Raw genomic sequence first — 21,186 nt, 5'->3', positions numbered from 1 at the left:
CCCCGAACAGTCCGCAGGAAGGAAACAACCATGATCCGAAGAGCACGGGGCGCGCTGGTGGCCCTGGCCGCCGCCCTCGCCCTCACCGCCTGCGGCGGCGGTGACGACAACCCGCTGGACGGCGACCGGGGCGGCGCGGCGCAGACTCTGGTCGTCGGCTCGGCCGACTTCCCCGAAAGCGAGCTGCTCGGCGAGATCTACGCCCAGGCCCTGGAGGCCAAGGGCGTCAAGGTCGAGCGCAAGTTCAAAATCGGCGCCCGCGAGGTCTACTACGGCCAGGTCGCCTCCGGCGCCATCCACGTGTTCCCCGAGTACAACGGGGCGCTGCTGGCCAGGGTGGACAAGAACGACCCGGCCGCCACCACCCAGGAGGTGGACGCCGCCCTGAAGGCCAAGCTCCCGGCCGAACTGGAGATCCTCACCACCTCACGGGCCGAGAACAAGGACTCCCTGGTGGTGACCGCCGCCACCGCCCGCGAGCACGGCCTGAAGACCATCGCCGACCTGAAAGACGTGGCCGGCGAGATGATCATCGGCGGCCCGCCGGAGTTCAAGACCCGCCGGCAGGGCCTGGTCGGCCTGGAGGAGGTCTACGGCCTGAAGTTCAAGCAGTTCAAGTCGCTGGACACCGGCGGTCCCATCACCGTCTCCAACCTGGCCGGCGGCCAGGTCCAGGTCGCCAACCTGTTCACCACCGACCCGGCGATCACCAAGAACGGCTTCGTGGTCCTGGAGGACCCCGAGAACGTCTTCGGCGCCCAGAACGTCGTCCCCCTGATCTACAGGCCCAAGGTGGACCAGACCGCCCGCGACGCCCTCAACGCGGTGTCGGCCAAGCTCACCACCGCCGACCTGATCGCCATGAACGGCCAGATGTCCGACCAGAAACTCGACCCTGAGGACGTCGCCGAGCAGTGGCTGCAAAAGCAGGGCCTGCGCTGACCCGGCTCCCGGGAGGGCGGGAGGCGGCCTCGGCACCGCCTCCCGCCAGGCCCGGCCCGGGAAGGCACTGTCCCCGCCGCCGAAATCCGTGCGACGAGGAGCAGGCGTACCCCTCCATTGCCGCGGATGCACCCGCTCGATCGACCCGGTGGGTGTGCTGAACCGGACGGTGCGGACACGGCCGCCGGTGCGGATGCGGAGCCGATTCGAAAGATCCGGATCGGCGGCCGCTCTTCTGAAAACGGTGACGAATACGGCTCCTGGTAATGATTGCCGGCGTGAGGATTTCATATGCTCGTCCGGCTGCTTCACGGGGGCGTCTCGCCGGTGCGGGGAAGTTCGAACCACACGGTGGTGCGGCCCGAGGCGTCCCGGGTCCATCCCCAGCGGTCCGCTAATTCCTGAACGATCAGCAGGCCGCGGCCGTTCAGCGAAGCCGAGTGGGGGATTTGCGGCTCTTTGGGGGTTCCGCCCTGGTCGGTGATCTCGATGCGTGCCCGTTCGGGGGAGACGATCACCGTCAGCCACACCCGCCCGCCCGGACGCCCGCTGGCGGTGTGCAGTATCGCGTTGGTGGCGATCTCGGCGGCCATCAGGTCCGCATCGGCCGGGTCCACTCCCGTTCCGGCCAATTCCCGCCGCAGGTGCGCCCGGATTTCACGGACGTTCACCTTCGCGTCCGGCGGGGAGTTCTCCGGCGGGAAACAGGCCGTTTTCAAAGCGGGCGGCCCGGTGCGCGGCGCCGGTGTGCGCGCCCGCGTCACCGGCCGCATCCCGTCAGCGCCGCCGCCGCGCGCCGCAGCCCCGGCAGCCCGACCCCGGCCGGGTAGCGCTGCGTCCCGCCCCACAGGTACGCCCATCCCGCCTGGTCGCGGATCACCACGACCCCGATCGGCTCCCCGCCGGTGGGGACGGTCAAAACGGCCTCGCCGCCGGCCTCCACCAGCATCCGCGAGGACCGTCCCCGCTCCACCAGCGCCAGCGCCAGATCCGCCAGCAGCCGCACCCGCGCCACCGCCACGGCCGTCTCGGTCCGCCGCCGCCCCGCCTTTCTTCCGGGCGGAACGGTATTCGGGAGGTAGTTCACAGGTCCGGCTCCTTTCCGGTCGAAAGCAGGCCCCGGGGCGTCCGGTCGCTTTCGCATTCCCGCGCCCTCGACAGGCCCTGTCACTTTCCGTCATCGAAATTGTGCGATCGGCTGGCCTGACGCACCGCCGTGGTGTTCTATTGAGCCCGAGCGCGCAACTGCGCGGGAGCCATTTGATTTGGAAGACCGGCGTCCCCAAAAACGCCTAGAACAGGAGCCGCCATGCCCCGACCCCCGCAGCCCGTCGATCCCGAGGAGAGCCTGCACCACCTGATCGGCGCCACCATCCGGCATTGGCGCCAGGAGGTGCGCAAGATCAGCCTGACCGAGCTGGCGAAAATGATCTACATCGACGTCTCCCAGGTCTCCAAATGGGAGCGCGGAGAGATCCCCGTGCCCGCCCACCGCGTCGCCGACCTGGACGAGGCACTGCAGGCCGGACGGCAGATCGCCGCCCTGTACGCCGCTGTCACCGAATTGGAAGAGCTACGCGCCCGTGAGCGGGTTACCGTGGAAGACACGGAAGCCGCAGGAACGGACGAGACGGACATGAGACGTCGAGCCGCCCTTCAGATGCTGGCCGCCCTCAGCGCGGGAGCCGCCATCCCTCCAGGCGCTCTGGAAATGGTTCTCTCCGGTGCTGCTCCGGGCTTCGTCGATCAGGTGGATGTGGACAGGTGGGAGCAAACTGTCCACGAATACCGGCATGTGTCTCTTATGCGGTGGACGGGAGCTTTGATCCCGGACCTCACCGCCGACCTCGTCGCCCTGGGGCGGCTGCTGGAACGCAAGAACCCGCCGTCCGTCCACACCAGGCTGCTGCGGGTGAGCGCCGAGCTCTCCGGTCGCCTGGCCGCTGAGCTGGACGACATCGGTGATCGGCGGGCGGCACGTGTCACCTGGGCCGCCGCGCGCCGTGCCGCGGATGCCTCAGGCGACCGAGACCTGTCAGTGTGGGTACGCGGTTACGAGGCCGACCAGGCCCGGTGGTCCGGGTGCCCCGACCACGTCGTGACCGGCTTGGCCGATGAGGCGATCGCTTTGTGTTGACCACATCAGGTCATACCGCCATCAGATTGTCACTGTGAGTGTTGACGCGGGTGAGGGCGGTCACCACCATGGAGGGCGCGCGGAAGGAGAAACCCCGTGGGCAAGCACGACAACACCGGAGACCGGCACCGCCCCGATCGCCCGATCCCGCCGGAACGAGACGACAGTGACAACACCGGCGGCAAAGGCAGCCGCGGCAGCGGCGGCAGCGGCGGCGGTGCCAAGTGACCGCCGCGCCGCGCCTCCTGCCCACCCACCGGCAGGCGGCCGAGCTGGCGGCGGCGCTCGCCGACCGCTTGGCCGCCTGCGGTGACCTCACCCGCCCCGAGTGGCGGCACCTGCTGCTGCAGGTGCCCCGGCATCTGTTCGTCCCCGACCGGGCCTGGTGCGTCCCGGACGGCCCGGGTGCTCCCTACGGCATCGACCGCACCCGCGACCCTGACCAGTGGCTGCGGGCCGCCTATGCGGACGCGGCGATCGTCACCCAGGTCAACGACGGTCATGGTGATCCGGGCACCGGGGAAGGGGCCTGGACCTCCTCCCTGTCGGCGCCCGGCGCGGTCATCGCGTTCCTGGAGCTGCTGGCGCCGCGTGACCACGAACGCGTCCTCGACGTCGGCACCGGGCCCGGCTGGACCGCCGCTCTGCTGTCGGCCCGGCTCGGCGACGGCCGGGTCGTGTCCATCGAGGTGGACGAGCAGGTGGCCGAACAGGCGAAGGTCAACCTGGAGGCCGCGGGAGCACGTCCCCGCCTGGTCGTCGCCGACGGCGCCGCCGGCTGGGCCGAGGGCGCCCCTTACGATCAGGTGCACGTCACCTGCGGTGTCACCACGGTCCCGTATGCGTGGGTGGAGCAGACCCGTCCCGGCGGGACGATCGTCCTGCCGTGGATGCCCGAATACCTCGGCGGCTACAAGGCCCGCCTGACCGTCACCGGGGACGGCCGCGCCATCGGCCGCCTCGGCGGCCCGGCCTCCTACATGATGCTGCGCTCCCAGCGCAGCGGCGGCCTCGCCGAACCGGCGAGCTCGGCGATCTGGGAGGAGACGACGCCGGTCGACCCCCGCGCCGTCGCCCAGGACTCCTGCGGCGCCGACATCGCGATCGCCGGACTGCTGCCCGATGTGCTCGGCGCCGACTCGACCACCGGCGACGGCAGGTTCTGCCTCCTGCTCGCCGATGCCGCCGCAACGAGCTGGGCCCGCGTCGAGCACCGCCCCGGACGGCGTGAGCATCTGGTCTACCAGGCGGGGCCGCGGCGGCTGTGGCAGGAAGTCACCGACGCCTACTTCCGCTGGGTCGGCTGGGGACGTCCCGGCCGGGACCGGTTCGGCCTCACCGTCACACCGGCCGGCCAGTACGTCTGGCTGGATGAGCCCGACCGGCCGCTGCCGGGCGGTTCACCGGCCGTCTGATGACCTGTCCCCTCTGCCGGCCGGGCCGGTTTCATGGTCTCGCTTCACCGGCTGCGCCTCGGCACGGGAAACGGCTCCATTTGTCCCGCTCCTGGATCGCAGGCATCCAGCAGCCCCTTGCCGCCCCGGGAGGCTTGACCGGCCCGTCCGCCGGCCAGGCCGACCTCCAAGTCCCTTGCCCACCCACACGCGACCTGCACGCCCTGACCTCTGGTGCCCGACCGTCGCTCCTCCTCGGACGTCCAGGTCTTGCATTGCTTCAGGGACGTGAGGTCCGGTGTGGGCGTGCACCGGGCCCCGCCGTCTTCTCAATGGGCCTGGTCAGCGCAGTCTGCCGGCACCCGGCCGCGCAGATCTGCAACACCCCGCTCGTCCAGGCATGTGAACCCCCGCTGTTGTGCCCTGCGTGCCTTGACCTTTGAGTCCTGGCTGTCGCTCATCTTCGGGGCGTCCAGGCTCTTGCCTCGGCCTTGGGTCGTGGGTGTTCAGCAAGCGCTCGCCGTCTTGGGAGGTTTGGTCGGGTGCTGTCCGCCGCCGCTTGGTCCGGTGGATCTTCTTGCCCGCCCGGGCATGTGACCTCCCGGCCACCCGCTACCCGCGTGCCCTGACCTCCAAGCCTGCTCGGGTGTGACGGTCTCATACGCACCGCCGGCCCCTTGGACGGTGCGGTCTCCGAAGGCACATGCCGACGCGTCCGCCCGCGCGCCTCTTCGCCCCGTTTCCCGGAACGTTCCCCGGCGCGCGCTTTACCCTGGTGTGCTCGTTGGCTTTCGCCGAGAAGGCTCAACGGCGAACAAGAAAGGCGATCAGGAAAGGAAGGCGCGTTCATGCGCGCACCACTGGGTGTCGTAGTCCTCGGGCTGGCCGCCGGACTGTTGTCCGGCTGCGGCGGTGACGGCGGAGAGCAGCAGGCCCAGGCGTCCTCGCCGGCCGCGGCCGCTCCCGCCACGACCGCTCCGGCGACGCAGCAGCGGTCCGGCGGCCTGGACGGGACGTGGAAGCCGATCAACGACAGCCCGATCGCCACCCTCACGATCACCGGCACGACCGCCGAGACGACCGGGCAGCTGGCCTGCCCCGGCACCATCGCCGGCGTCGGCTCCCCCAAGCCGCTCCTCACCCTGGACTGCGCCGAGCCGGACGCCCGTCGCAAGCGCGGAACCCTGGAGCTCGACTCTGACGGCACCTCCCTCGTCATCACCTGGGAGGGCCCGGCGTGGGGCGGCATGATCGACAGCCTGAAGCGGGTGAACTGACCCTTTTCCGCACGCCGTCCCCTCTGGTCGAGACTGCGGCGTCGCAGCCGGGAACGCTGCCGTGACCTGGAACGTCACGGCAGCGGGCATTGCCGGGGCCCTCGTCCCCGGTGCCCTGGGCCGTGTGTTGAAAAAGGGCGCTGACCCCGCCGACGCGGGCGTCCGCAGCCACCGCCGTCACCCGGTGGTGGCTGCGGACGGGCGACCGGCCCGGGGATAGGCTGACCTTCCCGGCGCGTCCAGGACGGGCCGGGAGCAAACAGACGAGTGGAAAACCGCCGTGATGTCGTCAGGAGAGCACTCACCCCCCGGCCAGGAGACCCCGCCTCGGCGGACGCTCGGCTCCCTGCTGTGGGCACTGGCCGTCCCCTTGATGTTCACGCTGGCGGGTTGGGTGGCCCAGTACCCGTCCGGTTTCATCTTCGTGGGCGTCGCGCTGGCGCTGGGGACGCTCGCGGTCGCCGCGGTGCGGGCCGGGCACGTCTGGAGACGCGGCGGGGCCGCCCTGCTGGTCTGCTGCAGCGGCCTGGCGCTGACGCTTTTCGCCGGTCCCGGCCTGTACGACCTCTACATGGAGCAACTGGGCGAACCGGCCCCCGCGGTCGTCCTGAAAGTCCGCGACGGCGAGCAGGAGCCCGCCGGGTCGGGGCCGGGCAGCGACAACCTGTTCTGCACGGTGGCCGAGACCACCGGCGACCGCACCGTGCACGAGCTCTCCCAGCAGCAGAACTGCTTCGGCCAATTCCCCGAGGGCCGGCAGGTCACCCTCCGCAAGGACCCGCTGGGCCTGCTGAAGCCGCGCCTGCCGGACGGCCCCGGCCAGACGGGCACCGACGTCGAGATGTCGATCACCGCCGGCTTGTTCGTCCTGACCGCCGCGGCGATGTTCTACGCCGGACGCCGCCGGCGCTGACGCAGGGGACCGGGGAAATCCGAGGCGCCGTGGGAGCCGTTGCACGGCGGAGGGTCTGAGAGACGGGCGACGCGGCGGCCATGCCGAAGTGAAGAGCTTCGCCCCTGCCGCGCCGTTCTGGCGCATCAGGCACCCGGAGCGGGTGGGCCTTTGCCGGGGGTCGTCCTGCTCCACGCGGCTCTGAGGAGGAGGCACGGGTGAAGGCGCAGCGGCGCGGCCGGGAAGGGAAAGCGGGCTGCCGCGATGCCGAAGGCGGCGTTGTCACCTGGTCGCCGATCCGGTTCGCCGACATGGACGAGGATCTCTCCCAAGACGCCGACCAGTGCTCCCGCCGCTTCGGGGACTGCGGGTTCTCCGAGGCTCTGCTGTCCGGCGGAGCCCATTGAACGCCGAGAGGCCTCCGGCGAACCACGTGGCCGGTGCCCCCGACCGCTCTTCGGACCGGGCGGCATGCCGGCCCACTTGATGAACACGGAATTCACGCTCACCCGGCGGCGGGTCGGCTCGGCGCCCCAAGGGACTGCGGCCCTCCCGGGACGGTCCGTTCCCCATGGCCTGGTGCCGTGCGGCTCGTCCACCGCACAGGACACAGGCCGTGCGTTCAAGGGCGGGCGTTCCGGCCGCCGAGGCGGCGGGTGATCTCGGCGGCGGTGGCCTGGACGCGGGCGGCCAGGTCCGGCCAGGTCTCCTCGGGACGGTCTGCGCGGCGGAAGGTGAGGGTGACGGCGGCGGCCGGGTGGGCGGTGTGGTCCACCACGCAGGCGGCGATGCTGGCGAAACCCTCGGTGATCAGGCCGTCCTCCACCGACCAGCCGCGGCGGGCGTCCTCGGCCAGCACGCGGCGCAGCTCGCGCAAGGTGGTGGGGCCGCGGCCGGTGCGGGTGACCAGCGGGCCGGAGAACAGGGCGCGGACCTGGGCGGCGGGCAGGCGGGCCAGCATCGAACGGCCGCTGGCGGTCAGGTGGGCGGGCATGCGCACGCCCACGTCCGTCACCAGGGTGTGATGCCGGGGCGGCTGCTCCTTGAGCAGGTACAGGGTCTCGGCCCCGTGCAGCACGCCCAACTGGGCGATCTCACCCGTCCGGTCCACCAGGCGGCGCAGCGGCAGCCGGGCCAGCCGCTCCAGCGGCCCCTGCCGCAAATAGGCCGAGCCGATCTCGAAGGCCGCCACGCCCAACCCCCACAGCCGCTCCTCCGGCAGATGGGTCACAAAACCCTCGGCGGCCATCTCGTTCAGCAGGTGGTAGGCCGACGACCGCGGTATCCCCAGCTCCCGCGCCACCGCCGAGGCCGGCATGGGCCCGGCCGCCGACGCCAGCAACCGCAGCACCGCCAACGCCCGCCGCGCCGCCGGAACCTGCCCCATCTGCCCAGTGTCCGGTATCCGAGGCGCTTTGGCGCCGGGTTCGCCACCGCCGGCCCGCGGGTCGGATCACCTGTGCCCGGACGATCAGCTCGCCTTGCGCAGCGGCTGGAACCGGATGCTCAACCGCATCTCCAACGCCTCGGCGAGACGCTCCAGCATCGGAATCGTGGGCATCGTGCCGCCCGCCTCGAACCGGGCCACAGCCGGCTGCTTGAGCCCCGCCCGCTCGGCGAGCTGCGCCTGAGTCAAGCCGAGCTCTTCGCGACGCAGCCGCACGGCCTCCCCCAGCTGGAACCTGATCCGCGCGGCCTCGTGGGCGGCCCCGGCGCCCGGACGGCTCATGATCTCGGCCCGCTTGTCGGCCCATGCCCTGCGCTCGCCCATGTCGCTCGCTCCTCGTCCGCCGTGTGCTCCTCGGCGATACACCGCTGCATGGCCCGCCACGCCCGCTCGACCTCGGCGACTTCGCGCATCCGCTGCTTGCGGAACACTGTCAGCAAGATGATCCGCCTACCCGGCGCAATCCAGCAGGTTATCCGCGCCGATTGACAGTTCAGGTGGAACCTGAGTTCCCTTAACTTGCCGCGCAGCCGCCGAGTGTACGGCTCGCCTGGCAGCACTCCGCGCTCGGCCAGCAGATCGATGTAGAAGGCGGCCGTCTCCTGGTCGGCCTGATCAAGCGTGTCGAACTACTCGTCCACCTCGGGTTCCAGCTCAACCTCTCCCCAGGCCATAACACGGACGTTATAAGGAGGGCAAGGGATGCGTCCCGTGAATCGGCAAAGGTGAGATTCATCGGGGCCTGGGCGGCCGCCAGTTGTCTCGTATCCGAGACACATCGGCCTCGGGGGCTCTTCGGGACGGGCCGGTCGGCCGCTCCAATAGGGGTATGAGCAGCCTCATGGGGGACAAGGGCGTCCAGGTCGGGCCCGAGCCGTTGACGTTCGACCAGGTGGTGGCGGTGGCGCGGGAGGACGCGCCGGTCACCCTCACCGAGCGGGCCCTGGAGCGCATCGCCGCGGCCCGCGCGCACGTCGAAGAGCTGAGCGCCCGGCCCACCCCCGTCTACGGCGTCTCCACCGGGTTCGGGGCGCTGGCCACCCGGCACATCCCGCCCGAGTTGCGCAGGCAACTGCAGCTCAACATCGTCCGCTCGCACGCCGCCGGGTCCGGCCCGGAGGTGGAGCGGGAGGTGGTGCGGGCCATGATGCTGCTGCGGCTGCGCACCCTGGCCAGCGGGCACTCCGGCGTCCAGCCGGTCACCGCGCAGACCCTGGCCGCCCTGCTGAACGCGGGCATCACCCCCATCGTCCACGAGTACGGCAGCCTGGGCTGCTCCGGCGACCTGGCCCCGCTGTCGCACGTGGCGCTGGCGCTCATCGGCGAAGGCGAGGTCCGGGACGCCGCCGGGAGGCGCAAACCCGCCGCCCAGGCCCTGGCCGAAGCGGACATCCCACCGGTGACGCTGGGCGCCAAGGAAGGGCTGGCGCTGATCAACGGCACCGACGGGATGCTCGGCATGCTGGTGCTGGCCGCCTGCGACCTGCGGCGGCTGCTGGTCTGCGCGGACATCGCCGCGGCGATGAGCGTGGAGGCGCTGCTGGGCACCGACCGGGTGTTCGCCGCCGAGCTGCAGCAACTGCGCCCCCACCCCGGCCAGGCCGCCTCCGCCGCCAACCTGCGGGCCCTGCTGGCCGGGTCGGCGATCATGGAGTCGCACCGCGGGCCGGACTGCACCCGCGTCCAGGACGCCTACTCGCTGCGCTGCTCCCCCCAGGTCAACGGGGCCGCCCGGGACACCTTGGCGCACGCCGAACAGGTGGCCTCCCGGGAACTGGCCTCCGCCATCGACAACCCCGTGGTGCTGCCGGACGGACGGGTGGAGTCCAACGGCAACTTCCACGGCGCCCCCCTGGCCTACGTGCTGGACTTCCTGGCCATCCCGGTGGCCGACGTGGCATCCATGTCCGAGCGGCGCACCGACCGGATGCTGGACCGGGCCCGCTCCCACGGCCTGCCGGCGTTCCTGGCCGACGACCCCGGCGTGGACTCCGGCCACATGATCGCCCAGTACACCCAGGCCGCCATCGTCTCCGAGCTCAAACGGCTGGCCGTGCCCGCCTCGGTGGACTCCCTGCCCAGCTCGGCCATGCAGGAAGACCACGTGTCGATGGGCTGGAGCGCCGCCCGCAAGCTGCGCCGCGCCCTCGACGGATTGACCCGGGTGCTGGCCATCGAGATCCTCACCGCCGCCCGCGCCCTGGACCTGCGCGCCCCGCTGCGTCCCGCCCCCGCCACCGCCGCCGTGGTCGCCGCGCTGCGCGAGCACGTCGGCCCGCCCGGCCCCGACCGCCACCTGGCCCCCGAGATCGACCACGCCGTCCGTCTGGTCCGCGACGGCACCCTGCGCGCCGCCGCCGAACGCGTCACCGGCCCGCTCGCCTGACGCAAGGAGGACGCCCATGCCGGAGCCGGCCTCGCACCACTCGCCGCCGGGTGCGGCCCTGCGGCCGTCCCGCACGGTGCCGGGGTCGATCCCGGCAGGTGCGTTCCGCCGGAGCGGATCACCTTGGCCGTCGCAGGCCGACCGGATCAGGCCCGTGCCAAGGAACGGCCCTCAAGCGGCGGATGCCCGAGCCGACTGATCCCTTAAGGAGAAGACGATGTCCGGTCCTCGTACCGTCCGCGCCCCGCGCGGCACGTCGCTGACCGCCAAGGGGTGGCCGCAGGAGGCCGCGCTGCGGATGCTGATGAACAACCTCGACCCCGACGTGGCCGAGCACCCCGAGGAGCTGGTCGTCTACGGCGGCACCGGCCGCGCCGCCCGCAACTGGGACGCCTTCGACGCGCTCGTGCGCTCCCTGCGGGACCTGGAAGGGGACGAGACGCTGCTGGTGCAGTCCGGCAAACCCGTGGGGATCTTCCGCACCCACGAGTGGGCGCCGCGCGTGCTGATCGCCAACTCCAACCTGGTGCCGCAGTGGGCCACCTGGGAGGAGTTCCGCCGGCTGGAGGCGGCCGGGCTGACCATGTACGGGCAGATGACCGCCGGGTCGTGGATCTACATCGGCACCCAGGGCATCCTGCAGGGCACCTACGAGACGTTCGCCGCCGTGGCCGCCAAACGGTTCGGCGGGTCGCTGGCCGGGACCCTCACCCTGACCGCCGGGCTGGGCGGCATGGGCGGCGCCCAGCCGCTGGCCGTCACCATGAACGGCGGGGTGGCCCTGTGCGTGGAGTGCGACCCGTCCCGCATCGACCGCCGCGTCGCGCACGGCTACTGCGATGTGCGCGTCGACGACCTGGACGAGGCGCTGCGCCTGGCCGAACAGGCCAAGGAGAGGCGGCGGCCGCTGTCGATCGGGGTGCTCGGCAACGCCGCCGACGTGGTGCCGAGGCTGCTGCGCCAAGGCGCCCCCGTCGACATCGTCACCGACCAGACCTCCGCCCACGACCCGCTGACCTACCTGCCGCTCGGCATCGCCTTCGAAGACATGGCCGCCGAACGCGACAAGGACCCGGCCGGCTTCATCCGCCGCGCCCGCGAGTCCATGGCCGTCCACGTGGACGCCATGGTCGGCTTCCACGACGCCGGAGCCGAGGTCTTCGACTACGGCAACTCCCTTCGCGGCGAGGCCAAGCTGGGCGGCTGCGAGCGGGCCTTCGACTTCCCCGGCTTCGTGCCCGCCTACATCCGCCCGCTGTTCTGCGAGGGCAAAGGCCCGTTCCGCTGGGCGGCGCTGTCGGGCGACCCCGCCGACATCGCCCGCACCGACCGGGCGATCTGCGAGCTGTTCCCCGACAACGAGCCGCTGGTCCGCTGGATCCGCACGGCCGGGGAGAAGGTGCGCTTCCAAGGGCTGCCCGCGCGGATCTGCTGGCTCGGCTACGGAGAACGCGACAAGGCCGGGGCGGTCTTCAACGACCTGGTGGCCCGCGGCGAGATCAGCGCGCCCATCGTGCTGGGCCGCGACCACCTGGACGCCGGCAGCGTGGCCAGTCCCTACCGGGAGACCGAAGCGATGGCCGACGGCTCCGACGCCATCGCCGACTGGCCGCTGCTCAACGCCCTCCTCAACACCGCCTCCGGCGCGTCCTGGGTGTCGATCCACCACGGCGGCGGCGTCGGCATCGGCCGCTCGGTGCACGCCGGCCAGGTGTGCGTGGCCGACGGCACCCCGCTGGCCGCCGAGAAACTGGCCCGCGTCCTGACCAACGACCCCGGCACCGGCGTGATGCGCCACGCCGACGCCGGATACCCCCGCGCCGCTCAGGTCGCCGCCGAACGCGGCGTCCGCATCCCCATGGCGGAGCGATGAGCTTCACGGAGATGTGGGCGGAGCTGCTGCCCATCGGCCGGGACGAGACCACCGGCGGTTACCGGCGGATCGCCTGGACGGCGCCGGAACTGGAATGCCGGGCCTGGTTCACCGACCAGGCCCGGCGGCGCGGCCTGACGGTCGAGGCCGACGCCAACGGCAACCTGTTCGCCTGGTGGCGGGCCGGCCGCGGGCCGGCGGTGCTGACCGGCTCGCACCTGGACTCGGTGCCCGGCGGCGGTGCGTTCGACGGGCCGCTGGGAGTGGTGTCGGCGCTGGCCGCCATCGACCGGCTGCGCGCCGAGGGCTTTGCGCCCCGGCGGCCGATCGGCGTGGCGGTCTTCGCCGAGGAGGAAGGCTCCCGCTTCGGCGTCGCCTGCCTGGGGTCGCGTCTGCTGACCGGCGCCATCGACCCCGCGGACGCCCGCGGCCTGCGCGACGCCGACGGCCGCGCGTTCGCCGAGGTCATCGCCGCCCACGACCTCGACCCCGCCGCCATTGGACCGGACGAGGGGCTGCTCGCCCGGATCGGCTGCTTCGTGGAACTGCACATCGAACAGGGCCGGGCGCTGCAGGCCCCGGTGGGCGTGGCGAGCGCGATCATCCCGCACGGCCGCTGGCGGCTGGACTTCACCGGCCAGGGGAACCACGCCGGCACCACCCGGCTGCGCGACCGGCGCGACCCGATGCTGCCCTTCGCCCACGCCGTCCTGGCCGCCCGGCGCGGCGCCGCCGCGGCCGGCGGCGTCGCCACGGTCGGCAAGGTCACCGTCGTCCCCGGCGGCGTCAACGCCATCCCTTCGGCGGTCACCGCCTGGCTGGACGCCCGGGGACCCACCGCCGAGGCCGTCGAGCGCATCGTCGCCCAGACCGCCGAGACCGCCCGCCGCGCGGCGGCCGAACACGGCGTGATCGTCGAGCTCACCCGGGAGTCCTGCACCCCGCTCGTGGAGTTCGACCACGCCCTGCGCGACCGCATCGCCGGCGTCCTGGAACAGGTCCCGGGCGTCTCCCGAGAACCGGGCACGGGGGAGGAGCTCACCGTTTCAGGGTGCGGTCCCGCACCGGGCAACCCCGCAGAACCCTCAGAATCCGCCTCGGCGCCGGGCGCTCCCAAGGCCGCGGCCCGCCCCGGACGCGTCCCCGTCCTGCCCACCGGCGCCGGGCACGACGCGGGCGTGCTGGCCGCCTGCCTCCCCACCGCGATGCTGTTCGTGCGCAATCCGACCGGGGTGTCCCACGCCCCCGCCGAGCACGCCGCGATGGACGACTGCCTGGCGGGCGTGGCGGCGCTGACGGCGGTGCTCAAAAATCTCGCCGACGGGTAAAGGACTGACATGCGCTGGCATGCCGAGCTCGCCTGGCTCGGAGACGGAGTGGCCGCCGACGTGCTCATCGAAGCCGAGGGGGAACGGTTCACCGCCGTCGTCCCCGGGGTCGCGGCGCCGCCGGACGCCGAGCGCCTGCCCGGCCTCACCCTGCCCGGGCTGGCCAACGCCCACTCCCACGCCTTCCACCGGGTGCTGCGGGGCCGCTCGCACGCCGGACGCGGCGACTTTTGGACCTGGCGCGAGCAGATGTACGCCGTCGCCGACCGCCTGGACCCCGCCTCCTACCGGCGACTGGCCCGGGCCGTCTACGCGGAGATGGCGCTGGCCGGCATCAGCGTCGTCGGCGAGTTCCACTACCTGCACCACCGGCCCGGCGGCGCCCCCTACGACGACCCCAACGCCATGGGCCGGGCGCTGATCGACGCCGCCGCCGACGCCGGCATCCGCATCACGCTGCTGGACGCCTGCTACCTGACCGGCGGCATCCGCCGCCCCCTGCAGGGCACCCAGCTGCGGTTCGGCGACGGGACGGCGGGCAACTGGCAGCGCCGCGTCGAGGCGCTGCGCGAAACCCTCGGCAAGGACGCCCATCCGCACGCCCGGCTCGGCGCCGCCGTCCACTCGGTGCGGGCGGTGCCGCGCGAGCAGATCCAGGCGGTCGCCGCCTGGGCCGCCGAGCACCGGTTGCCGCTGCACGTCCACCTGTCGGAGCAGCCCGCCGAGAACCGGGCCTGCCGGGAGGCCTACGGCATGAGCCCCACCCGGCTGCTGGCCGAAAGCGGCGCGCTGGGCCCGCTGACCGTCGCCGTCCACGCCACCCACCTGGACGAGACCGACATCGCCCTGCTCGGCGCCACCATGACCGGGGTGTGCCTGTGCCCCACCACCGAACGGGACCTGGCCGACGGCATCGGCCCGGCCCGCGCCCTGGCCGACGCCGGCGCCGAACTGTGCCTGGGCTCCGACCAGCACGCCGTCATCGACCTGCTGGAAGAGGCCCGCGCCCTGGAACTGCACGAGCGGCTGCGCACCCGCCGCCGCGGCCACTGGTCGGCCGGGGCGCTGCTGGCCGCCGCCACCTGGAACGGGCATGCCGCCCTGGGCTGGCCCGAGGCCGGCCGCCTGGAACCCGGCGCCTACGCCGACCTGGTCACCATCGCCCTGGACACCGTCCGCACCGCCGGCTGCACCCCCGGCCACGCCGCCGAAACGGCCGTCTTCGCCGCCACCGCCGCCGACATCCGCCACGTGGTCATCTCCGGCCGCACCGTCGTCTCCGACGGCCGCCACCTGCTGATCCCCGACGCCCCCGCGGCCCTGCAGGCCGCCATCACCGACCTGACCGCCCCGGACAGCAGAACGTGACCCCGTTCGGCCCGCGACCCCAAGCAGCCGTCCCGACCGCGGAGAGGACAGATTCGGTGAGCACGGTGATCGACGACATCGGTGAGCTGGTCACCAACGAGCCCGGGATGGGGGAGGGGCCGCTGGGGATCGTCCGGGACGCGGCGCTGGTGCTGGAGGCGGGCCGGGTGGCCTGGGTGGGGGCCGCCGGGCGGGCGCCCGCGGCCGACGAGCGGTACGACGCGGCGGGGCGGGCGGTGCTGCCGGGGTTCGTGGACTCGCACGCGCACCTGGTGTTCGCCGGGGAGCGGGCCGAGGAATTCGCGGCGCGGATGAGCGGGCGGCCCTATACGGCGGGCGGGATCCGGCGGACCGTGGCCGACACGCGGCGGGCCACCGACGCGCAGCTGCGGGCCGGGCTGCGGCGGCTGGTCGCCGAGATGGCCCGGCAGGGGACCACCACGGTGGAGTGCAAGTCGGGGTACGGGCTGACCGTCGCCGACGAGGAACGCTCGGTCCGGCTGGCCGCCGAGGTGACCGACGAGGTCACCTTCCTGGGGGCGCACGTGGTGCCGCCGGAGTACGCCGGCGACCCCGACGGGTACGTGCGCCTGGTGGCGTCGCAGATGCTGGCGGCCTGCGCCCCGCACGCCCGGTGGATCGACGTGTTCTGCGAGGACGGGGCGTTCGATGCGGATCAGACGCGCACGGTGCTGGAGGCGGGGATCAGGGCCGGGCTCATCCCCCGGCTGCACGCCAACCAGCTCGGGCACGGACCCGGGGTGGCGCTGGCGGTGGAGTACGGGGCGGCCTCGGCCGACCACTGCACGTTCCTGACCGATGCGGACGTGGCGGCGCTGGCGGGCTCGCAGACGGTGGCGACGCTGCTGCCGGGGGTGGAGTTCGCCACCCGGCAGCCCTACCCGGACGCGCGGCGGCTGATCGACGCGGGGGTCACGGTGGCGCTGGCCACCGACTGCAACCCCGGCTCCTGCTACACCTCCAGCATGCCGTTCTGCATCGCGCTGGCGGTGCGGGAGATGCGGATGACCCCCGCCGAGGCGGTGTGGTCGGCCACCGCGGGCGGGGCGCGGGCGCTGCGCCGCGACGATGTGGGCCGGCTCGGCGTGGGGGCGCGGGCGGACGCGGTGGTGCTGGACGCCCCCTCGCACCTTCATCTGGCCTACCGGCCGGGTGTCCCGCTGGTCATGGCCGTCTGGAAAGACGGGGAACGCCTCGAACTCTGACGCAGGGACGTCCCGCTGATTTCTCTTGCTACACAGAGTGACTAAATGGCGTAGTTCCCGGTCGGTGCCAAAGCAGTGGGCAAGCCGGGCGGCGAATCCTCGAAGGCGGCGATGACCTCGGTATATGGCGCCGCTCCGGCAGGAGTGGAACGGGTTTGCGGCAGGGGTTCGGCCATCGAGGGCTTATACACGCTCGGTTACCGAATAGGTGCCCCGAGCCGGCGTTCCGGCCGCGCCTGACACGCCCTGGCGGCTCCCCGCTTTCCGTGGCGGCCCCCTGCCGCCCGGGCCTGCGCACCGGCCCGGCGAAGGGCGCACCGGTGGTGCGCACGGATTTACGGCCGACCCGAATCAGGGTCGATGAATGGACGATGGCCGAGCTTGGCGCCATGCCATCGGCTGGATAGCGGGTTTCGCATGAGCAGATAGTGAAATATTGCCTACACCCCGCTTGACGCGTGGATACTATTCACTCACGCTATGTGTTGGTTGGTCGCCGGCGCTGTCAGCAAGCGCGGTCCGGGTGACGATCGGGGGGTGAAGGATGCCGTCGGCCCATGTCGCGTTGCCGCGCCCCTCACCGGCGTACACCCGCCATTGAGCCAACCGCACAGGCTATGACCGCATCGTCTTTCAAGTGGGCACCCCCTTTGCCGCGCCATGCTCACTTCTGCCGCTCAGTTCTGATCAGGGGAGGCGACCGTGATCCGGGTCTTGGTCATGGAGGAACTGTCGCTGCTGCGTGGGGGAATTGTCGCACTTTTGGATGGTCAGACCGACTTTATGGTGGTCGGTGCCGTTGATAACGCCGAGCAGCTTGTCCCGATGGCCAGAAAGGCCGCCCCCGACATAGCGCTGCTAGGGATGGAAGGCGCCCACAGCCACACCTTCGCCCTGACCGGGATGCTGCGCCAGGAGGTGCCCGACTGCGCCGCGGTGCTGATGGCCGACCGGGCCCGCCCCGGCGACCTGCGCCGGGCCGCCGCGGTGGGCGCCGCCGGGTTCCTGCTCAAGGGCACCTCGCCGGACACGCTGGCCGGATCGCTGCGGCGGGTGGCGGCCGGCGAGCGCGTCATCGACGCCGACCTGGCGTTCGCCGAACTGGCCGCCGCCGACAGCCCGCTGACCCCCCGGGAACTGGAGGTGCTGAGACTGGCCGGAGAAGGGGCCTCGGTCGCCCAGATCGCCGACACGCTGGTGCTGACCATCGGCACCGTCCGCAACCACCTGTCCCGGATCAACCGCAAGATCGGCGCCCGCAACCGGGTGCACGCCATCCGGATCGCTGAATCCGCCGGCTGGCTGTGACCCGGCGGACGCTCCCACGGATCAAAGCCGCGGCAAGGGACGAACGGACGGTTCCCCGGGCGGGCAACTCAAGGGAGCCCCGCCGAAGACTCAGCGCCCTAGCAGGCTCCGGTAAGGCGCGGACGTGCGCAGCAGCTCCTCATGCCCGCCCTGCCAGACGCCGGTGCCGTCCAGCAGCAGGATGCGGCGGGCCCGCCGCGCCGAGGTCATCCGGTGCGCGATCACGATCAGGGTGCCGGGGCCGCGGGCGAAGGCCAGCTCCGCCCGCGCCTCGGCGGCCGGATCCAGATGGCAGGTCGCCTCATCCAGCACGGTCAGCGGCGCCCGGGCCAGGTAGGCCCGGCCCAGCGCGATGAGCTGGCGTTCCCCCGCCGACAGCGCCGCCGGATCGACCTGGGCGCCGTACCCGCCCAGCCGCTGGACCAGCGGCGACAGCCCGATGACGTCCACCGCGTGCCGCACCGCCTCATCGTCGGCCCAGGGCGCCAGATAGGTCAGGTTCTCATGCAGCGTCCCGTGGAACACGTACGCCTCCTGCGGGATCAGCGTCCGCAGCCGCGCATCCCCCGGCGGCCGGCCGCCCACCAGGACCGTCCCCGCCACCGGCTCCAGCAGCCCGGCGATGAGCGCCGCCAGCGTCGACTTGCCGATGCCGCTGGGCCCCACCACCGCCAGGTGCCCCCCCGCGGGCACCACCAGGTCCAGCCCGTCGATCACCGGTTCGGCGTGCTCGCCGTAGGCGAAGCGGACCCCCGCCAGCCGCACCTCGACCCCGCCCGCCGCCTCGCCGGCGCCCGCGAGCGTCGGCGAGGCGGTTTCCGGGCGAAAGCCGCCCGCCGTCCCCTCGCCCAGGGCCGCGACCGCACCGACCGGCGCCTTCCGCACCGGCCGGACGCCCTCTGCCGGGACGGCCGCGGCGGTCTTCGCGGGAAGGGCGGGCATGATCCCCGGCCGGTCCTCAGACGCGGCGGCCTCCAGAATGCGGGTCAAGGTGACCGCCAGGCGCAGACCGCCGCCGCCCACCCCCGAGATCAGGCCGCTCAACGCCGGCCGCAGCCCTTGCAGCACATAAGTGACCGCCCCGGCGATCGCGCCCGCGGTGACGCCCTGCCGGCTCAGCCAGGGAGCGAAAGCCAAGATCAGCAGCACCGGCAGCCAGCCGCCCAGCGCCAGCGCGGCCTCGCGCACCCCGGCCAGGCGGGCCAGCGCCCGCGTCGCCGCCGCCTGGGCGTCGATCCGCTCGCCGGCCCGGGCGGCGATCTGCTCCTCGGCGCCGCAGGCCGTCACATCGCGCAGGCCCTCGGCCAGCGCGGCGGTCGCCTCCGCCAGGCGCTCCTCGCCGACGATCAGCTCCCGCTGCCGCGCCGCCGCCGCCGGCACGGCCAGGCAGAACAACGCCAGGCCGGCCAGCAGCGGCGGCACCACCAGCGCCAGCATGACCGGGGCCAGGGCCAGCAGCCCCGCCGACGCCGCCACCACGCTGAAGACGAACCCGCGCACCACCATCAGCAGCCCGGCGAAGGTGTCCCGGACGATCTCCACCTGGTGGGTCAGCCGGGCCACCGCGCCCGTGCCGTGCCGCCCGTCCGGTGCGCGCAGCGCCCCCGCCACCACGGTGCGCACCAGCTCGTCCCGCAGCGGCTCGACGAGCGCCGCCAGCGCCGCATACAGCCGGTGACAGCCGAACGCCCCCAGCGGCCCGGCCAGCGCCAGCGTCCCCAGCCAGGCCAGCGCCCGCCCGGTGCGGCCGGCCTGAAAGGCGTCCACCGCGTGGGCGACGGCCAGCCCCATCAGCAGAGTGGGCGCCACCTCGGCCAGCGACCAGGCCGCCAGGCGCAGCACCGCCCGGGGCCGCCGCCGGAGGATGGAGACGAGGGTGCGCGTCAGGACCCGCGACATCCGCCGGGTCCTGCGGTCGGCTGCGTTCATGCGCGTTCTCCGAAGACGGCCCGGTAGTCGGGGTCGCGCCACAGCTCGGCATGGGAGCCCTGGGCGCGGATGGCGCCGCCCTCCAGCCACACCACCGAGTCGGCGCGGGCCGCGGTGGCGGCGCGATGGGCGGTGATCAGGCGGGTGCACCCGGCCGCCGCGCCGAACAGGGCGCGGCCGATCTGCTGCTCGGTGACGGTGTCCAGGCTGGAGGTGGCGTCGTCGAGGATCAGCAGCCGCCCGCCGCGGGCGAACGCGCGGGCCAGCCCCAGCCGCTGGGCCTGGCCGCCCGACAGGGGGGTGTCGGCCAGGGGAGTGGCGTATCCGGACGGCAGGCGCCGGATGAACGGGTCGGCGCAGGCGGTGACCGCCGCCCGCTGCAGGGCCGCCGCATGGGGCCGGCGCAGCCCGAAGCCCACCGCCTCCAGCACCGTTTCGCCGAACAGGTGGGGGCGGGCGAAGGCGTAGGCGACCGCGTCGCGCAGCGCCGTGCGGCTCAGCTCCGGCAGCGGGACGCCGTCCAGCAGCACCTGGCCGCTATCGGGGTCGGTCAGCCGCCCGGCCAGCGCCGCCAGCAGCGACTTGCCCGACCCGGACCGTCCGACCACCGCCACCGCCGTCCCGCCCGGCACCACCAGGTCGATCTCCTTGAGCACCCCGGCCGCGCTCACCCCGCGCAGCTCCAAGGTGCCCGGCCCCGGCGGCAGCTCCCGCTCGCCGTAGCCGACGGCGGGACGCGCCATGATCTCGGCGGCCCGCGCGGCGGCCCCCCGCGCCCGGGCGATCCGCCCCACCTGCGCGGTGAGCGGGCCCAGCCCGCCGGCCAGCGTGGCGTACTGCGCGGCGGCCACCAGCTCGCCCACGCTGATCCGGCCCGCGGCCAGCTCCAGCCCGGCCGCCGTCAGCACCGCCAGCTGCAGCAGCAGCACCGACAGCAGCCCGCGCGCCCCGATCAGGCCGTGCACCCGCCAGATCGTCTCTCCCTCGCGCCGCAGCCGGCCCAGCGGCTGCAGGATGCGGTGCAGCTCCCGGTCGGCGGTGCCCGCGGCGGCGATCGTGCGGAACCCCCGCAGCGCCTCCGCCAGCCGGGCCGCTATCACGCCCTGGACGTCCAGATACCGCCGCACGCCGCCGCTGACGTCCCGCATGAACGCGCGCAGCACCAGCACCGGCAGCGGCATCGCCAGCGCCAGCGCCGCCGCGATCCGCCAGTCGATCAGCGTCAGCGCCACCACCGCCCCCACCGGCGGCAGCGCCGCCGCCACGGCCTGCACCGCGGCCGCCGGGGCGGTCCCGGCCTCGGCGGCGCCCCCCACGATCCGGCTGGTCAGGTCCCCGGGGTCGAACCGGCCGGCGGGGCCCACCGCCAGCACGCGGCGCACGAGCGCATGCCGCAGCCAGGCCGTCGCACGCGCGGTGGCGCCGCCCCGGGCCGGTTCCGCCGCCACTGCGGCGACGGCCGAGAGCGCGATCAGCGCGGTGCACGCCCAGACGGCGCCGCCGGACGGTCCCGGGGCCAGCACCTCGTCCACGGCCCGGCCGAGCGCGGCGGGCAGCAGCACGGCGCCGGCCGCGTCCGCCAGCGCGGCCGACGCCAGCACCGCGGTCCAGCCGCCGCCGCGCCGGGCGGTGCGCAGCAGCAGCCGGTCGGCTGCGGCGTCGATCGGGGACATGGACTC

Annotated in this window: 19 protein-coding genes and 1 pseudogene; 13 read left to right on the top strand and 7 right to left on the bottom strand. The window is 73.4% G+C overall.

Annotation, left to right across the window (positions count from 1 at the left end; all coding sequences use genetic code 11):
• The first annotated feature begins 30 nt into the window (after nucleotides 1–30).
• Nucleotides 31–942 (top strand): ABC transporter substrate-binding protein, encoded by a 912-nt coding sequence (locus BUE48_RS18060; RefSeq protein WP_012853951.1) that lies wholly within the window; start codon nucleotides 31–33, stop codon nucleotides 940–942.
• 308 nt (nucleotides 943–1,250) lie between these two features.
• Here BUE48_RS18060 and BUE48_RS18055 read toward each other — a convergent pair whose 3' ends face one another.
• A complete protein-coding gene (locus tag BUE48_RS18055) occupies nucleotides 1,251–1,613 on the bottom strand; it encodes an ATP-binding protein (RefSeq protein ID WP_286990612.1) in 363 nt (120 codons plus the stop codon).
• A gap of 89 nt (nucleotides 1,614–1,702) precedes the next feature.
• Complete coding sequence (locus tag BUE48_RS18050) at nucleotides 1,703–2,029, bottom strand: hypothetical protein (RefSeq protein WP_012853949.1); 327 nt, start codon at nucleotides 2,027–2,029, stop codon at nucleotides 1,703–1,705.
• Nucleotides 2,030–2,251: 222 nt separating this feature from the next.
• Here BUE48_RS18050 and BUE48_RS18045 point away from each other — a divergent pair, with 222 nt between their 5' ends.
• The 6 genes from BUE48_RS18045 (at nucleotide 2,252) to BUE48_RS18020 (ending at nucleotide 7,049) form a co-directional block, all read left to right on the top strand.
• The gene (locus BUE48_RS18045) at nucleotides 2,252–3,079 is read left to right on the top strand and encodes a helix-turn-helix domain-containing protein (RefSeq protein WP_286990611.1); all 828 of its coding nucleotides are present in this window, start codon (nucleotides 2,252–2,254) and stop codon (nucleotides 3,077–3,079) included.
• A 96-nt stretch (nucleotides 3,080–3,175) separates the two neighbouring features.
• Nucleotides 3,176–3,307 (top strand): hypothetical protein, encoded by a 132-nt coding sequence (locus tag BUE48_RS18040; RefSeq protein ID WP_012853944.1) that lies wholly within the window; start codon nucleotides 3,176–3,178, stop codon nucleotides 3,305–3,307.
• Complete coding sequence (locus tag BUE48_RS18035) at nucleotides 3,304–4,494, top strand: methyltransferase domain-containing protein (RefSeq protein WP_012853943.1); 1,191 nt, start codon at nucleotides 3,304–3,306, stop codon at nucleotides 4,492–4,494. Before BUE48_RS18040 ends, BUE48_RS18035 begins: the two co-directional genes overlap by 4 nt.
• Before the next feature lie 827 nt (nucleotides 4,495–5,321).
• Nucleotides 5,322–5,750: a hypothetical protein gene (locus tag BUE48_RS18030; RefSeq protein WP_012853942.1), complete on the top strand. Its 429-nt coding sequence runs from the start codon at nucleotides 5,322–5,324 to the stop codon at nucleotides 5,748–5,750.
• Nucleotides 5,751–6,030: 280 nt separating this feature from the next.
• The gene (locus BUE48_RS18025) at nucleotides 6,031–6,663 is read left to right on the top strand and encodes a hypothetical protein (RefSeq protein WP_148233052.1); all 633 of its coding nucleotides are present in this window, start codon (nucleotides 6,031–6,033) and stop codon (nucleotides 6,661–6,663) included.
• Between the two features lie 197 nt (nucleotides 6,664–6,860).
• Nucleotides 6,861–7,049, top strand: a complete 189-nt coding sequence (locus BUE48_RS18020; RefSeq protein ID WP_286990610.1) for a hypothetical protein — start codon at nucleotides 6,861–6,863, stop codon at nucleotides 7,047–7,049.
• Nucleotides 7,050–7,264: 215 nt separating this feature from the next.
• On the opposite strand, the gene BUE48_RS18015 is transcribed toward BUE48_RS18020, so the two are convergent.
• The 3 genes and pseudogenes from BUE48_RS18015 to BUE48_RS18005 all read right to left on the bottom strand — a co-directional run.
• Nucleotides 7,265–8,029 carry an IclR family transcriptional regulator gene (locus BUE48_RS18015; protein WP_012853939.1) on the bottom strand — a complete coding sequence of 255 codons (765 nt, stop codon included), beginning with the start codon at nucleotides 8,027–8,029 and terminating at the stop codon, nucleotides 7,265–7,267.
• 84 nt (nucleotides 8,030–8,113) lie between these two features.
• The gene (locus tag BUE48_RS18010; RefSeq protein WP_012853938.1) at nucleotides 8,114–8,413 is read right to left on the bottom strand and encodes a helix-turn-helix domain-containing protein; all 300 of its coding nucleotides are present in this window, start codon (nucleotides 8,411–8,413) and stop codon (nucleotides 8,114–8,116) included.
• Nucleotides 8,368–8,706: pseudogene (locus BUE48_RS18005) on the bottom strand (type II toxin-antitoxin system RelE/ParE family toxin); the annotation flags it as partial. The pseudogene BUE48_RS18005 and the gene BUE48_RS18010, both read right to left, overlap by 46 nt.
• Nucleotides 8,707–8,930: 224 nt before the next feature.
• Between BUE48_RS18005 and hutH the strand changes: the two are divergent.
• From hutH to BUE48_RS17975, 6 genes are all read left to right on the top strand, one after another.
• Nucleotides 8,931–10,475, top strand: a complete 1,545-nt coding sequence (gene hutH, locus BUE48_RS18000; RefSeq protein ID WP_012853937.1) for a histidine ammonia-lyase — start codon at nucleotides 8,931–8,933, stop codon at nucleotides 10,473–10,475.
• A gap of 217 nt (nucleotides 10,476–10,692) precedes the next feature.
• A complete protein-coding gene (gene hutU / locus BUE48_RS17995) occupies nucleotides 10,693–12,348 on the top strand; it encodes a urocanate hydratase (protein WP_286990609.1) in 1,656 nt (551 codons plus the stop codon).
• A complete protein-coding gene (locus BUE48_RS17990) occupies nucleotides 12,345–13,676 on the top strand; it encodes an allantoate amidohydrolase (RefSeq protein ID WP_286990608.1) in 1,332 nt (443 codons plus the stop codon). Before hutU ends, BUE48_RS17990 begins: the two co-directional genes overlap by 4 nt.
• Before the next feature lie 9 nt (nucleotides 13,677–13,685).
• The gene (locus BUE48_RS17985) at nucleotides 13,686–15,044 is read left to right on the top strand and encodes a formimidoylglutamate deiminase (protein ID WP_286990607.1); all 1,359 of its coding nucleotides are present in this window, start codon (nucleotides 13,686–13,688) and stop codon (nucleotides 15,042–15,044) included.
• Between the two features lie 107 nt (nucleotides 15,045–15,151).
• Nucleotides 15,152–16,270 (top strand): imidazolonepropionase, encoded by a 1,119-nt coding sequence (gene hutI / locus BUE48_RS17980; protein ID WP_052305698.1) that lies wholly within the window; start codon nucleotides 15,152–15,154, stop codon nucleotides 16,268–16,270.
• 720 nt (nucleotides 16,271–16,990) lie between these two features.
• Nucleotides 16,991–17,578 (top strand): response regulator transcription factor, encoded by a 588-nt coding sequence (locus BUE48_RS17975; protein WP_052305697.1) that lies wholly within the window; start codon nucleotides 16,991–16,993, stop codon nucleotides 17,576–17,578.
• 90 nt (nucleotides 17,579–17,668) lie between these two features.
• On the opposite strand, the gene BUE48_RS17970 is transcribed toward BUE48_RS17975, so the two are convergent.
• Together BUE48_RS17970 and BUE48_RS17965 are read right to left on the bottom strand one after the other, a co-directional pair.
• A complete protein-coding gene (locus BUE48_RS17970) occupies nucleotides 17,669–19,507 on the bottom strand; it encodes an ATP-binding cassette domain-containing protein (protein ID WP_286990606.1) in 1,839 nt (612 codons plus the stop codon).
• A complete protein-coding gene (locus BUE48_RS17965) occupies nucleotides 19,504–21,180 on the bottom strand; it encodes an ABC transporter ATP-binding protein (RefSeq protein WP_286990605.1) in 1,677 nt (558 codons plus the stop codon). The genes BUE48_RS17970 and BUE48_RS17965 overlap by 4 nt, the downstream gene beginning before the upstream one ends.
• Nucleotides 21,181–21,186 lie beyond the last annotated feature (6 nt).

The organism is Thermomonospora sp. CIF 1 (genome assembly GCF_001896795.1).
GTDB classification, from domain to species: Bacteria; Actinomycetota; Actinomycetes; order Streptosporangiales; family Streptosporangiaceae; genus Thermomonospora; species Thermomonospora curvata.
Note: the sequence above shows the minus strand (reverse complement) of the source record. Positions and strands in the feature narration are given on the sequence as shown.

Bases quoted from the DNA above. Each gene is read 5' to 3' on its own strand.
- BUE48_RS18060 (WP_012853951.1), top strand. From the start codon at position 31: ATGATCCGAAGAGCACGGGGCGCGCTGGTGGCCCTGGCCGCCGCCCTC.
- BUE48_RS18045 (WP_286990611.1), top strand. From the start codon at position 2,252: ATGCCCCGACCCCCGCAGCCCGTCGATCCCGAGGAGAGCCTGCACCAC.
- BUE48_RS18030 (WP_012853942.1), top strand. From the start codon at position 5,322: ATGCGCGCACCACTGGGTGTCGTAGTCCTCGGGCTGGCCGCCGGACTG.
- BUE48_RS18015 (WP_012853939.1), bottom strand. From the start codon at position 8,029: ATGGGGCAGGTTCCGGCGGCGCGGCGGGCGTTGGCGGTGCTGCGGTTG.
- BUE48_RS18010 (WP_012853938.1), bottom strand. From the start codon at position 8,413: ATGGGCGAGCGCAGGGCATGGGCCGACAAGCGGGCCGAGATCATGAGC.
- hutH (WP_012853937.1), top strand. From the start codon at position 8,931: ATGGGGGACAAGGGCGTCCAGGTCGGGCCCGAGCCGTTGACGTTCGAC.
- hutU (WP_286990609.1), top strand. From the start codon at position 10,693: ATGTCCGGTCCTCGTACCGTCCGCGCCCCGCGCGGCACGTCGCTGACC.
- BUE48_RS17990 (WP_286990608.1), top strand. From the start codon at position 12,345: ATGAGCTTCACGGAGATGTGGGCGGAGCTGCTGCCCATCGGCCGGGAC.
- BUE48_RS17985 (WP_286990607.1), top strand. From the start codon at position 13,686: ATGCGCTGGCATGCCGAGCTCGCCTGGCTCGGAGACGGAGTGGCCGCC.
- hutI (WP_052305698.1), top strand. From the start codon at position 15,152: ATGGGGGAGGGGCCGCTGGGGATCGTCCGGGACGCGGCGCTGGTGCTG.
- BUE48_RS17975 (WP_052305697.1), top strand. From the start codon at position 16,991: ATGGAGGAACTGTCGCTGCTGCGTGGGGGAATTGTCGCACTTTTGGAT.
- BUE48_RS17970 (WP_286990606.1), bottom strand. From the start codon at position 19,507: ATGAACGCAGCCGACCGCAGGACCCGGCGGATGTCGCGGGTCCTGACG.
- BUE48_RS17965 (WP_286990605.1), bottom strand. From the start codon at position 21,180: ATGTCCCCGATCGACGCCGCAGCCGACCGGCTGCTGCTGCGCACCGCC.